The organism is Lelliottia jeotgali (assembly GCF_977070485.1).
In genome coordinates, this window is the sequence record NZ_CDRVFO010000023.1 from 51,285 (window position 1) to 64,532 (window position 13,248).

The 13,248-nt window shown below is 62.7% G+C and carries 10 protein-coding genes; all 10 read left to right on the top strand.

Going from position 1 to position 13,248, the window contains the following annotated elements; genetic code table 11:
* Window position 1: 1 nt before the first annotated feature.
* The 10 genes from ACW4TB_RS24955 to ACW4TB_RS25000 all read left to right on the top strand — a co-directional run bounded on the left by ACW4TB_RS24955 (window position 2) and on the right by ACW4TB_RS25000 (window position 13,070).
* Window positions 2–1,435 carry an N-acetylmuramoyl-L-alanine amidase gene (locus ACW4TB_RS24955; protein ID WP_012316481.1) on the top strand — a complete coding sequence of 478 codons (1,434 nt, stop codon included), beginning with the start codon at window positions 2–4 and terminating at the stop codon, window positions 1,433–1,435.
* Complete coding sequence (gene mutL, locus ACW4TB_RS24960; RefSeq protein ID WP_279933548.1) at window positions 1,432–3,333, top strand: DNA mismatch repair endonuclease MutL; 1,902 nt, start codon at window positions 1,432–1,434, stop codon at window positions 3,331–3,333. Before ACW4TB_RS24955 ends, mutL begins: the two co-directional genes overlap by 4 nt.
* 1 nt (window position 3,334) lies before the next feature.
* Window positions 3,335–4,306, top strand: coding sequence for a tRNA (adenosine(37)-N6)-dimethylallyltransferase MiaA (miaA, locus tag ACW4TB_RS24965; RefSeq protein WP_279933546.1), 972 nt, complete (start codon window positions 3,335–3,337; stop codon window positions 4,304–4,306).
* Between the two features lie 94 nt (window positions 4,307–4,400).
* A complete protein-coding gene (gene hfq / locus ACW4TB_RS24970) occupies window positions 4,401–4,661 on the top strand; it encodes an RNA chaperone Hfq (RefSeq protein ID WP_003258160.1) in 261 nt (86 codons plus the stop codon).
* A gap of 12 nt (window positions 4,662–4,673) precedes the next feature.
* Window positions 4,674–5,975, top strand: a complete 1,302-nt coding sequence (gene hflX, locus ACW4TB_RS24975) for a ribosome rescue GTPase HflX (protein WP_012316478.1) — start codon at window positions 4,674–4,676, stop codon at window positions 5,973–5,975.
* A gap of 96 nt (window positions 5,976–6,071) precedes the next feature.
* On the top strand, window positions 6,072–7,250 hold the full coding sequence (hflK, locus tag ACW4TB_RS24980) for an FtsH protease activity modulator HflK (RefSeq protein ID WP_254466653.1): 1,179 nt from the start codon (window positions 6,072–6,074) through the stop codon (window positions 7,248–7,250).
* Window positions 7,250–8,119, top strand: coding sequence for a protease modulator HflC (gene hflC / locus ACW4TB_RS24985; protein ID WP_012316476.1), 870 nt, complete (start codon window positions 7,250–7,252; stop codon window positions 8,117–8,119). Before hflK ends, hflC begins: the two co-directional genes overlap by 1 nt.
* 290 nt (window positions 8,120–8,409) lie before the next feature.
* Window positions 8,410–9,597 (top strand): ATP phosphoribosyltransferase regulatory subunit, encoded by a 1,188-nt coding sequence (locus ACW4TB_RS24990; RefSeq protein ID WP_012316475.1) that lies wholly within the window; start codon window positions 8,410–8,412, stop codon window positions 9,595–9,597.
* Between the two features lie 56 nt (window positions 9,598–9,653).
* Complete coding sequence (locus tag ACW4TB_RS24995; RefSeq protein WP_012316474.1) at window positions 9,654–10,946, top strand: adenylosuccinate synthase; 1,293 nt, start codon at window positions 9,654–9,656, stop codon at window positions 10,944–10,946.
* Between the two features lie 189 nt (window positions 10,947–11,135).
* On the top strand, window positions 11,136–13,070 hold the full coding sequence (locus tag ACW4TB_RS25000) for a methyl-accepting chemotaxis protein (RefSeq protein ID WP_204919004.1): 1,935 nt from the start codon (window positions 11,136–11,138) through the stop codon (window positions 13,068–13,070).
* Window positions 13,071–13,248: the final 178 nt, after the last annotated feature.

A 13,248-nucleotide genomic window follows, 5' to 3' on the forward strand; every position in this document is an offset into this window, starting at 1 on the left:
TATGCGCATACGCGCACTGGTCGCTGTCGTTGGTCTGCTGCTGACAGCGGTGACTGTTGACGCTCTGGCCGTCACTCAAGTCAAGAGCATGCGCCTGTGGCGCGCGCCGGACAACACGCGGCTGGTCTTCGACCTGTCTGGCCCCGTGCAGCATAGCGTCTTCACCCTCAGCGCACCCGATCGCCTGGTCATCGATATCAATGGCGCGACGCTGGGCGCGCCGTTGAACGTTTCCACCTCGAACACGCCGATCAGCAGCGTGCGCTCCGCCCAACGTACGCCTACCGATCTGCGCGTGGTGGTCGACCTGAAAAAGTCGGTCACGCCCAAAAGCTTCACCCTGGCACCCAACGCCCAGTACGGCAACCGTCTGGTGGTCGACCTGTATGACCAGGAAGCCGATGCCATCGCCGCCACGGCGCCTGCTGCACCGCCAACTCCTGTGCAAACCCCGGCGACCACCCCAGCGGTGCCGGTAAGCCCGGCCCAGCCGGCGATCAAACTGCCACCTGTACCCAGCGGCAAGCGCGACATCGTGGTCGCCATCGACGCCGGTCATGGCGGTGAGGATCCGGGTGCGTCGGGGTCGCGTGGCCAGCATGAGAAAGACATCGTGCTGCAAATCGCCAAGGAACTGCAGCGTCAGATCAATACCGAGAAGGGCTACCGTGCCGAACTGACCCGCACCGGTGACTACTTCATTCCGCTGCGCAAACGTACCGAGATTGCCCGCAAGAAAGGTGCTGACCTGTTCATCTCGATCCACGCTGACGCTGCACCGTCGCGGGCCGCCTTTGGCGCCTCGGTGTTCGCCCTGTCCGACCGTGGCGCCACTTCCGAGACCGCCCGCTGGCTGGCCGACGCGGAAAACCGCTCCGACCTGATCGGTGGTGCTGGTAACGTCAGCCTCGACGACAAAGACCGCATGCTCGCAGGCGTGTTGCTCGACTTGTCGATGACCGCAACGCTCAGTTCCAGCCTCAACGTCGGGCAAAAAGTGCTGGGCAACATGGGGCGCATCACTTCGCTGCACAAGCAGCGCGTGGAGCAAGCTGGTTTCATGGTACTGAAGTCGCCTGACATCCCGTCGATCCTGGTCGAAACCGGGTTCATCTCCAACAACAACGAAGCCGCCAAACTGGCAACGCGCAGCCATCAGCAGGCATTGGCCCGCTCGATCCATACCGGTGTGCGCCAATACTTCCAGCAGAACCCGCCGCCTGGTACTTACATCGCCTGGATGCGCGATAGCGGCAAGATCGCCCAAGGGCCACGTGAACACACGGTACGCCCGGGCGAGACCCTGGCGATGCTTGCCGTGCGCTATCAGGTCAGCGTGGCTAGCCTGCGCAGCACCAACAGCCTCAAGAGCGATGAGCTGAAGGTCGGCCAGCACCTCAATATTCCCTCAACGACCCTGGCCTCGCAGCAATGAGTGGTGGTTCGCGCATCCAGCTGCTCAGTCCGCGGCTGGCCAACCAGATTGCCGCCGGTGAGGTGGTCGAACGCCCGGCTTCGGTGGCCAAGGAGTTGCTGGAGAACAGTCTCGATTCCGGCGCCCGGCGCATCGATGTCGAAGTGGAGCAGGGCGGCGTCAAGTTGTTGCGGGTGCGCGACGACGGCAGCGGTATTTCCGCCGACGACCTGCCATTGGCCCTGGCCCGACACGCGACCAGCAAGATCCGCGAACTGGAAGACCTCGAAGGTGTGCTGAGCCTGGGCTTTCGTGGCGAGGCCCTGGCCTCCATCAGCTCGGTGGCGCGCCTGACCCTGACGTCGCGTACCGCCAGTGCTAGCGAAGCCTGGCAGGTCGAGACCGAAGGTCGCGACATGACCCCGCGTGTGCAGCCTGCTGCGCATCCTGTCGGCACCTCGGTGGAAGTACGTGACCTGTTCTTCAATACCCCGGCCCGTCGCAAGTTTCTCAAGGCCGAGAAGACCGAATTCGATCACCTGCAGGAAGTCATCCGGCGCCTGGCCCTGGCCCGCTTCGATGTGGCCTTCCACCTGCGGCACAACGGCAAGAGCATCCTCAGCCTGCACGAAGCGCATGACGAAACGGCCCGTGCGCGGCGTGTTGGCGCCATTTGTGGCGGGGGCTTCATGGAGCAGGCGCTGCCGATCGATGTCGAGCGTAACGGCCTGCGCCTGTGGGGCTGGGTCGGCCTGCCGACCTTCTCGCGCAGCCAGGCAGACCTTCAGTACTTCTTCGTCAACGGCCGTGCGGTGCGCGACAAGCTGGTAGCCCATGCGGTGCGCCAGGCCTACCGCGACGTGCTTTTCAATGGCCGGCACCCGACGTTCGTACTGTTCCTTGAGCTTGAGCCCAACGGCGTCGACGTCAACGTGCATCCGACCAAGCACGAAGTGCGTTTCCGTGAGGGGCGTTCGGTTCACGATTTTCTCTATGGCACGCTGCACCGTGCCCTGGCCGACGTGCGTCCGGAAGACCATCTGGCGTCGGCGCCTGCTGCCGCTGCCGAGATCACGCGCCCGACGGGGCAACAGGCGGGCGAATTCGGCCCGCAAGGCGAGATGCGCCTGGCCTCGCCGGTGCTCGAACAGCCCCAGGTGCCCCAGCATTCGATTTCCAACGGTGGCAGTGGTGCAGGCTACCAGTACCAGTACTCCCCCCGCCCATCACAGCCGTTGCCCGCTGCCGAGACCCAGGCGGTCTACCGCGAGTTCTACAAGCCGCTGAACGATGACGCTGCTGCGCCTGCGACGTTGCCGCAGAGCCAGGGCGACATCCCGCCCTTGGGGTTCGCCCTGGCCCAGCTCAAAGGCATCTACATTCTCGCCGAGAATGCTGCCGGCCTGGTGCTGGTCGACATGCACGCAGCTCACGAGCGGATCATGTATGAACGGCTCAAGGTGGCGATGGCCAGCGAGGGTCTGAGTGGCCAGCCGCTGCTTGTGCCCGAGTCACTGGCGCTGAGCCAGCGCGAGGCCGATTGCGCCGAGGAGCATGCCCAGTGGTTCCAGCGTCTGGGCTTCGAGTTGCAACGCCTGGGCCCGGAGACGCTGGCGATCCGTCAGATTCCTGCCCTGCTCAAGCAGGCCGAGGCCAATCGTCTTGTCCAGGATGTGCTTGCCGACCTTATGGAGTACGGCACCAGCGATCGCATTCAGGCGCACCTCAACGAATTGCTCGGTACCATGGCCTGCCACGGCGCCGTGCGTGCCAACCGGCGTCTGGCGATTCCTGAGATGAACGCCCTGCTGCGCGACATGGAAAACACCGAGCGTAGCGGCCAGTGCAACCATGGCCGACCGACCTGGACCCAGATGGGCCTGGACGACCTGGACAAACTTTTCCTGCGCGGTCGATGACATGAGCGGCAAGCCCCCAGCGATATTCCTCATGGGCCCGACGGCGGCCGGCAAGACCGACCTTGCCATCGAGCTGACCAAGGTCCTGCCGTGCGAGCTGATCAGCGTCGACTCTGCCCTTGTCTACCGCGGCATGGACATCGGCAGCGCCAAGCCCTCCAGGGAGGTATTGGCTGCCCATCCACATCGTCTTATCGATATTCGCGACCCTGCCGAGAGCTACTCGGCTGCGCAGTTTCGCACCGATGCCCTTCAGGCCATGGCCGAAATCACCGCGCGCGGCAAAGTCCCGCTGCTGGTCGGTGGCACCATGCTCTACTACAAGGCATTGATCGATGGCCTGGCGGACATGCCGCCGGCTGACGCTGCGGTGCGTGCCGAACTCGAGGCCCGGGCGCAGGCGCTGGGTTTGGCCGAGTTGCACCGCCAGCTCGCCGAAGTGGACCCGGAGTCGGCCGCACGCATTCACCCCAACGACCCGCAGCGCCTGATCCGTGCGTTGGAGGTCTATCAGGTGAGCGGCGAGAGCATGACAACCCATCGCCAGCGTCAATTCGCGGAAAGTAGCGGCGCAGACGCAGGCGCTGGCGGGCATTTGCCCTATACTGTCGCGAGTTTGGCGATTGCTCCTACAGATCGTCACATTCTGCATCAGCGAATTGCGTTACGATTTTCGCAGATGCTGGAACAGGGCTTCGTCGACGAGGTCCGATCGCTGCGAGCCAGAAGTGACTTGCACGCCGGGCTGCCGTCTATACGGGCAGTGGGATATCGGCAGGTCTGGGACTACCTCGACGGCAAGCTGACTGAGAATGAGATGCGAGAACGCGGTATCATTGCTACTCGCCAGCTGGCCAAACGGCAGTTCACCTGGTTGCGCGGTTGGTCCGACGTGCACTGGCTCGACAGTCTGGCCTGCGACAATCTGTCCCGCACCTTGAAATACCTTGGGGCCATCTCCATATTGAGCTGAGTCCCTGCTGATTGCCGTCTATTCTTCCGAAGGGGCGGCCTAACTTATCGATTTTTTTGATTTTCTACTATTTATCCTTACAGGAGTGCGGCATATGTCAAAAGGGCATTCGCTACAAGACCCTTACTTGAACACCTTGAGAAAAGAAAAGGTCCCGGTTTCGATCTATCTGGTCAACGGGATCAAGCTGCAGGGCTCGATCGAATCGTTCGACCAGTTCGTGGTGCTGCTGAAGAACACTGTCAGCCAGATGGTCTACAAGCACGCGATTTCGACCGTGGTTCCAGCCCGTCCGGTTCGCCTGCCAAGCCCGTCCGATTCCGAACACGGCGACAGCGAACCAGGCAACGCCTGATAGGAGCCTGCATTGTTCTTTGAGCGCCACGGTGGTGGTGAGCGGGCGCTGCTCGTTCACTTGGAAGGTCAGAACCCTGAGGCGCGCGAAGACCCGCAGGAGTTTCAGGAACTGGCATTGTCGGCCGGAGCCGACATCGTCTCGCTGGTCACAGTGGCAAGGCATCAGCCTACCGCCAAATACCTGATTGGCAGTGGCAAGGTCGAGGAATTGCGCGACCTGGTCAAAGCCGAACAGGTTGACCTGGTGATTTTCAATCACACCCTCACACCCAGTCAGGAGCGCAACCTCGAACGAGTCTTCGAGTGTCGCGTGCTTGACCGTACCGGGCTGATTCTCGACATCTTCGCCCAACGGGCGCGTACCCATGAAGGCAAGCTGCAGGTCGAACTGGCCCAGCTCGAGCACATGAGCACGCGGCTGGTACGCGGCTGGACCCACCTTGAGCGTCAGAAGGGTGGTATCGGTATGCGCGGCCCGGGTGAAACCCAGCTGGAAACCGACCGGCGTCTGTTGCGGGTGCGCCTGCGCCAGATCAAGTCACGCCTGGAAAAGGTTCGCAGCCAGCGTGAGCAGGCTCGCCGGGGGCGTCGGCGCGCGGATATTCCGTCGGTATCGCTGGTGGGCTACACCAACGCTGGCAAGTCCACGCTGTTCAACGCCCTGACTGAATCCGATGTGTACGCCGCCGACCAATTGTTCGCCACCCTCGACCCGACCCTGCGCCGGCTACAGCTCGACGACCTTGGGCCGATCGTGCTGGCTGACACCGTTGGCTTCATTCGTCACCTTCCGCACAAGCTGGTCGAGGCATTTCGGGCTACGCTCGAAGAGTCGAGCAACTCCGACCTGCTGCTGCATGTGATCGACGCCCATGAGCCTGAGCGCATGGAGCAGATCGAGCAGGTGCTGGCAGTATTGGGCGAGATCGGTGCCGAAGGCTTGCCGATACTCGAGGTCTATAACAAACTCGACTTGCTTGAAGATGTCGAGCCGCAGATCCAGCGCAATGCCGACGGCAAGCCGGAGCGGGTCTGGGTATCGGCTCGAGATGGCCGTGGCCTGGAGCTGGTCGGTCAGGCCATTGCCGAGTTGCTGGGGGATGATCTTTTTGTCGGTACCCTGTGCCTGGAGCAGCGTTTTGCCCGCTTGCGCGCGCAATTCTTTGACTTGGGTGCGGTGCAGAGTGAAGAGCATGACGAAGAAGGGCGCAGCCTGCTGAGTGTGCGATTGCCCAGGGTCGAGTTGAATCGCCTGGTCAGCCGCGAAGGCATGGAGCCGCAAGTGTTTGTCGAGCAACACACTTTGCAATAAATGCCCGCCGACGTCGTCGGGCAGCAGTGGCAGGCATTCTGTAGCATTGGACGGCGCGCCGTGGGCGCGTCTTTGCTTTATCAGATGGAGAGCGCTATGGCTTGGAACGAGCCGGGTGGCAACTCGAACAATCAGGATCCCTGGGGCGGCCGCCGCGGTGGTGGCGGCGGTGGCGATAAAAAAGGCCCGCCGGATCTGGACGAGGCCTTCCGCAAACTGCAGGACAGCCTTAACGGCATGTTCGGCAGCGGCAAGAAACGTGGCGGCGGTGACCGCAATGTCGGCAAGGGCGGTGGCTACGGCCTGCTGGGCATCGGCCTGGCGGTACTGGCTGCCATCTGGCTGTACAGCGCCGTGTACGTGGTCGATGAGCAGGAGCAGGCCGTTGTGCTGCGCTTCGGCAAGTACTATGAAACGGTCGGTCCCGGCCTGAACATCTACTTCCCGCCGATCGATCGCAAGTACATGGAAAACGTCACGCGTGAGCGTGCCTACACCAAGCAGGGCCAGATGCTCACCGAAGACGAGAACATCGTCGAGGTGCCACTGACCGTCCAGTACAAGATCACCAACCTGCAGGACTTCGTGCTCAACGTCGACCAGCCCGAGGTGAGCCTGCAGCATGCCACCGAAAGCGCCCTGCGCCACGTGGTGGGTTCCACCTCGATGGACCAGGTGTTGACCGAGGGTCGTGAGCAGATGGCCGTGGATATCCGCGAACGCCTGCAGCGCTTCCTTGACAACTACCGTACCGGTATCACTGTCACCCAGGTCAACGTACAGAGCGCGGCAGCCCCGCGTGAAGTGCAGGAAGCCTTCGACGACGTGATCCGTGCCCGCGAAGACGAGCAGCGTGCCCGTAACCAGGCCGAATCCTACGCCAATGGCGTGGTGCCGGAAGCCCGTGGTCAGGCCCAGCGCATCATCGAGGACGCCAACGGTTACCGCGACGAAGTCATCGCCCGCGCCAAGGGTGAGGCCGACCGCTTCACCAAGCTGCTCGCCGAGTACCGCAAAGCGCCGGACGTGACCCGTCAGCGTCTGTATCTGGAGACCATGCAAGAGGTCTACAGCAACACGAGCAAAGTCATGGTGGCAACCAAGGACGGGCAGAACAACCTGCTCTACCTGCCGCTGGACAAGATGGTCGAAGGTGGCCGCAATGCGTCCGCGCCGGCTACCAGTGTGTCGCCATCGGCCAATGATGCAGCCGCACGTGCGGCGCAGGACCTGCAACAGCAACAGCAGCAGATGCGCACTAGGGAGAGCCGCTGATGAGCAATAAATCGCTGATCGCCCTGATCGCAGCTGTGGTGCTGGCCGTCGTGGCCTGGAACAGCTTCTACATCGTGGCCCAGACCGAACGTGCGGTACTGCTGCAATTCGGCCGTGTGGTCCAGGCGGATGTCCAGCCTGGCCTGCATGTGAAGATTCCTTATGTGAACCAGGTTCGCAGGTTCGACGCCCGCCTGATGACCCTCGACGCCCCGACCCAGCGGTTCCTGACCCTGGAGAAGAAAGCGGTGATGGTCGACGCCTACGCCAAGTGGCGCGTTCAGGATGCCGAGCGTTTCTATACCGCGACTTCCGGCCTCAAGCAGATCGCCGATGAACGTCTGTCTCGTCGCCTGGAAAGCGGCCTGCGTGACCAGTTCGGTAAGCGTACCCTGCACGAAGTGGTTTCCGGTGAGCGTGACGCGCTGATGGCTGACATCACTGCATCGCTGAACCGTATGGCCAACAAGGAGCTGGGTATCGAGGTGGTCGATGTGCGCGTCAAGGCCATCGACCTGCCCAAAGAAGTCAATCGCAGCGTGTTCGACCGTATGAGCACCGAGCGTGAGCGGGAAGCCCGCGAGCATCGCGCCAAGGGTAACGAGCTGGCAGAGGGTATCCGTGCGGATGCCGACCGTCAGCGTCGCGTGCTGCTGGCCGAAGCCTATCGTGAAGCGGAAGAAACCCGCGGTGATGGTGATGCCCAGTCGGCCGCCATCTATGCCAAGGCTTACACCCAGGACGCTGATTTCTATGCGTTCTACCGTAGCCTTCAGGCATACCGCGAGAGCTTCTCCAGCAAGAGCGATGTCCTGGTCCTGGATCCGAAGAACGAGTTCTTCCGCTTCCTGGACAAGAGCAGGCCCTGATGCTCTGATCGGGAAATGCCCCGCCTGGCAGCTAAAACACCAGGCGGGGTGCACCCTGATTCAAAAGGGGTGTATGATGAGGCAGCCGGGAAATTTCCCGGCTTTTTTGCGTCTGCAAGGTTGATTGGCAAAGCGCCAGTTGACGGTTTGGTCAGTTCGCAAGGCAATTCGAGGGTATTGGGTACGGTGGCGGCGCTGGGATCAGTGCTGCCTGCTGCTGTGCGCCAATGCCTGCTTTACTGACGGCTCGCCTGCAGGCAAGCCGCCCGGACCAGAGGGGAAATGGCGTAATGGCAACGGTAGACCGCTGGCTACTGCCAGATGGCATCGAGGAAGTACTGCCACCTGAGGCTGCGCGTATCGAGATCGCGCGTCGTCAGGTGTTGGACCTGTTCCAGAGTTGGGGCTACGAACTGGTCGTCACCCCGCATATCGAGTACCTGGAGTCGCTGCTTACCGGCGCCGGCCAGGACCTGGATCAGCGCACCTTCAAGGTGGTCGACCCGCAGTCCGGTCGCCTGATGGGCTTCCGTGCCGACTTTACCCCGCAGGTGGCGCGCATCGACGCCCACACCCTGCGCCGCGAAGGCCCGAGCCGCCTGTGCTATGCCGGCAGTGTGCTGCACGCCCAACCGCGTGCGCTGTCCACTTCGCGCAGCCCGATCCAGCTGGGTGCCGAGCTGTACGGCGATGCCAGCCCTACCAGTGATGTCGAAGTCATCAGCCTGATGCTCGCCACGCTGCAGCTGACCGACGTCGCGGATGTGCACATGGACCTCGGTCATGTCGGTATCTACCGTGGCCTGGCGCGCGCCGCCGGCTTGTCCGGCGCAGTCGAACAGCAGCTGTTCGATGCCCTGCAGCGCAAGTCGGTCGATGAAGTGCAGGCACTGACTGCCGACTTGCCGAAGGACCTGGGCAACATGCTGCGCGCTCTGGTCGAGCTGTGCGGTGGCCGCGAAGTGCTGGCCGAAGCCCGTGTGCGCTTGGGTCGTGCCCCGGCCAGCGTGCTGGCGGCGCTTGACGACCTGTTGGCGATCGCTGATCGCCTGGCGTCGCGCTATCCGGAGCTGCCGCTGTACTTCGACCTTGGCGAGTTGCGTGGCTACAACTACCACACCGGTGTGGTGTTCGCCGTGTTCGTGCCTGGCGAAGGTCAATCGATCGCCCAGGGCGGGCGCTACGACGACATCGGCGCAGATTTCGGTCGGGCACGCCCGGCCACCGGTTTCTCCACGGATTTGAAGACCCTGGTCACACTGGGGCGAGCGGAGGTCGTATTGCCAGCTGGCGGCATCTGGATGCCCGACAGCGGTGACGCGGCCCTCTGGCAGCAGGTCTGCCAGTTGCGCAACGAGGGCCAGCGTGTGGTCCAGGCTCTGCCTGGCCAGCCGTTGAGTGCTGCTCTCGAGGCGGATTGTGATCGGCAATTGATTCAGCAAGACGGGCGCTGGCAGGTTCTGCCGCTGACCCATTGAGTTTCTGCGTCGGCAGTAGGCCGGCAACCAAGTTTGCGTGAATGAGGACCAATGTAATGGGTAAGAATGTCGTCGTCCTGGGCACCCAGTGGGGTGATGAGGGCAAAGGCAAGATCGTCGATCTGCTGACCGAACATGCTGCCGCCGTAGTGCGCTACCAGGGTGGCCACAACGCGGGCCACACGCTGGTGATCAACGGTGAAAAAACCGTTTTGCACCTGATCCCGTCCGGCATCCTGCGCGAAGGCGTGCAGTGCCTGATCGGCAACGGCGTGGTCGTTGCGCCCGATGCCCTGATGCGTGAAATCACCAAGCTGGAAGAGAAGGGCGTACCGGTCCGTGAGCGCCTGCGCATCAGCCCGGCTGCTCCGCTGATCCTGTCGTACCACGTGGCCCTGGACCAGGCCCGTGAGAAAGCCCGTGGCGAAGCCAAGATCGGCACCACCGGCCGTGGTATCGGCCCAGCCTACGAAGACAAGGTTGCCCGTCGCGGCCTGCGCGTTGGCGACCTGTTCCACCGTGAGCGTTTCGCCGCCAAGCTGGGTGAGCTGCTGGATTATCACAACTTCCAGCTGGTGAACTACTACAAAGAGCCGGCCATCGACTTCCAGCAGACCCTGGACGAGTGCATGGCTTACGCCGAGCAGCTCAAGCCGATGATGCTCGATGTCACCGCCGAGCTGCACAACCTGCGTCGCGCTGGCAAGGACATCATGTTCGAAGGTGCCCAGGGCTCGCTGCTGGACATCGACCACGGTACCTACCCGTACGTCACCAGCTCCAACACCACTGCTGGCGGTATCTCCACCGGTTCCGGCGTTGGTCCGATGTACCTGGACTACATCCTCGGCATCACCAAGGCCTACACCACTCGCGTCGGTTCCGGTCCGTTCCCGACCGAACTGTTCGACGAGACTGGCGCCACCCTGGCCAAGCGTGGCCACGAGTTCGGTTCGACCACCGGCCGTGCCCGTCGTTGCGGCTGGTTCGATGCCGTCATTCTGCGTCGCGCCATCGACGTCAACAGCATCTCGGGCATCTGCCTGACCAAGCTGGACGTACTGGACGGCCTGGAAACCATCAACATCTGTGTCGGCTACAAGAACGAGAACGGCGCGGTCATCGACGCACCGTCGGACGCTGACAGCTACATCGGCCTGGAGCCGGTGTATGAAGAGATGCCAGGCTGGAGCGAGTCGACCCTGGGTGCCAAGACCCTGGAAGAGCTGCCAGCGGCTGCCCGCGCTTACATCAAGCGCATCGAGGAGCTGACCGGCGCGCCGATCGATATCATCTCCACCGGCCCGGACCGCAACGAGACCATCGTGCTGCGTCATCCGTTCGCCTGATCTGCCCCCTGGCTGATCTGACGCCGCGCTCTTGAAAGGGAGCGCGGCGTTTTTGCATCTGCTCGGTGCTGACAATGGCACTGCTTAACCTTGGCGTTTATCCCTGCTGTGTCCGGCACAACCCTTGCTGTAAGAAGTTTCTGTAGATGCCATCAAAATAGTGGCGCCAGAAAGCACGAGGGTTTCACCGTGTCTGCCATCCTCTCACTGTTACGAAGCCGCCTCTTGCGGCCTGTGTTTGTTGCCCTTGGTATCGCTCTTTTGGTGCAGGTAGTGGTTGCCGTTGCGCTGACCCGAAGCACTGTCACCGCCCTTGAAGCCGACCTGGGCGAGCGCCTGGGCAGCGATAGCCGTAAGCTCGCCAGCGAACTTGAGCAAGCAGGGCAGGACGTACGCGCCGGTCTGGACAGCCTCTCCAGCAGTACACGACAGCGCCTTAGCGCCGGGCTGTCCGAGCGCCTGCAAAGCGAGCAGCAGCAACTGCGCACTACGCTGGAAAAGAACCTCAAGGACTCCGCCAACGACATGGCCCAACTGCTGGCATCGGTCGCGCCGCGGGCTATCTGGGACAACGATGTGCCAGTGCTATCCGACTTCGCACGTCGGGCCCAGCGCAACCCCAACGTACTGTTCGTGATCTATGACGACGCCCAGGGTCAGCACCTGACCCGCTACCTGAACCGGCAGAATCCGATCAACCAGGCCTTGATGGAAAAGGGCCAGGGTGAACGGGCATTGGACAAGGTACTGGATGCCGCTCGCCGCGACCCTTCGGTGTACTTCGTCGAGGCCTCGATCAGCCCCAACGGCGCGGAAATCGGCAAGGTGCTGATGGGGGTATCCACTGCCGGTGTCGATCAGGAACTCAAAGCCCTGGACCAGCGCTTCGCTGCCTTGATCACCAGCGGTGAACAACTGGTGGGCGACAGCCTCGGTGCTGCCGCAGCCGACAGTGGCAAGGCCTTGCGCGAGCGCCTGGAAACCGCACAGGGCAGTGCTACAGCGATGCAGGCCAATACCGCACAAACCGTGCGCGACGCTGCGGCAGAGCTGCGTTGGCGCATCGGGCTGGGCCTTGTGGTGGTGGGGGTTGGCGTGTTGCTGGTAGTGGCCCTGGTGCTAGGCCGCCGCGTGCTCAGCAAGCTGCGCCTGCTGATTACTGCGCTCAACGATTTGGCTGCAGGCGAAGGTGACCTGACCAAGCGCGTCAACCTCGACAGTCGCGACGAGATAGGCGACATGGCCTCGGCGGTCAATCGCTTCGTCGACAAGTTGCAGCCGATTGTCCGCGAGGCGGGCGAAGTGGCACAGCGTACAGGTATCGAGATCGGCAGCATGACGCAGCGCAATGCAGGCGCCGATGCTGCCGCAGCGCTGCAACGCGACGAAGTGGCCGCCAGCCTGCGCGATCTGTCGAGCATGGCTGATGAGGCTCAGGCGGAAAGCCAGGCCATGCAGGCGGCGCTGCAGCAGGTGGTTGATATCCGCCAGGCGACCGATGAGAACAGCCGCGCTTCGACGCAACTTGCCGGCATGATCGAGAACCTGGCAGGTCAGGTCGAAACCGGCTCGCAGGTAATCGAGCGGCTGGCCAAGCAGAGCGAGCAGATCGAAGTGGTGCTGACCGTGATCCACGGTATCGCCGAGCAGACCAACCTGCTGGCGCTCAACGCAGCCATTGAAGCCGCAAGAGCCGGTGAGACCGGGCGCGGGTTTGCGGTGGTGGCCGATGAGGTGAGGGCATTGGCGAGCAAGACGCAAAGCTCTACCGGCGACATCCAGGCGCATATCGCGGCGCTGCAGAAGGGCGCCAAGGAGGCCGTGACAACCATCGGCCAGGCTGGCTTGAAGGCCAGCGAAGGCCTGCGAGTGCTGCGCGATAACGAGCGCCGGCAGCAGTCGGTGCAGGCGGCGGTGGAGCAGGTGCATGCGGCGATCGGCCTGGCGACTCGGGCGGCAGAACAGCAGGCACATGGCGCCCAGGCGGTGCGTGGACGGGTTGAGAATATTCATGCCCAGGCAGAGCGTTCGGCAGAAGTGGTGATGCAGACCACAGCAAGCAGCAAGGTGCTGGATGACTTGGCGGCGCAGCTGCGGGCGAGCCTGGGGCAGTTCAGGGCTTGAGTCGAGGTGGGCTCGGGTTGTTTGCATTTGGTTTTTTTGTGCGCCTTTGGGACCGAGCCCCGCCCGCGCGGCGCTAGGTTTCATAAACGCTGGAGATGTCGAGGCGAGCACCTGCGCCCCCTGATACGTTCCTCTCATCAACCACTGAACATGGTTCAGCCCGATCAAGCGCCTTTAT

What these genes read in the sequence shown, in the direction of transcription:
- ACW4TB_RS24990 (WP_012316475.1), top strand. Translation starts at nt 8,410, where the DNA reads ATGGCAACGGTAGACCGCTGGCTACTGCCAGATGGCATCGAGGAAGTA.
- hfq (WP_003258160.1), top strand. Translation starts at nt 4,401, where the DNA reads ATGTCAAAAGGGCATTCGCTACAAGACCCTTACTTGAACACCTTGAGA.
- hflK (WP_254466653.1), top strand. Translation starts at nt 6,072, where the DNA reads ATGGCTTGGAACGAGCCGGGTGGCAACTCGAACAATCAGGATCCCTGG.
- mutL (WP_279933548.1), top strand. Translation starts at nt 1,432, where the DNA reads ATGAGTGGTGGTTCGCGCATCCAGCTGCTCAGTCCGCGGCTGGCCAAC.
- hflC (WP_012316476.1), top strand. Translation starts at nt 7,250, where the DNA reads ATGAGCAATAAATCGCTGATCGCCCTGATCGCAGCTGTGGTGCTGGCC.
- ACW4TB_RS24995 (WP_012316474.1), top strand. Translation starts at nt 9,654, where the DNA reads ATGGGTAAGAATGTCGTCGTCCTGGGCACCCAGTGGGGTGATGAGGGC.
- miaA (WP_279933546.1), top strand. Translation starts at nt 3,335, where the DNA reads ATGAGCGGCAAGCCCCCAGCGATATTCCTCATGGGCCCGACGGCGGCC.
- ACW4TB_RS24955 (WP_012316481.1), top strand. Translation starts at nt 2, where the DNA reads ATGCGCATACGCGCACTGGTCGCTGTCGTTGGTCTGCTGCTGACAGCG.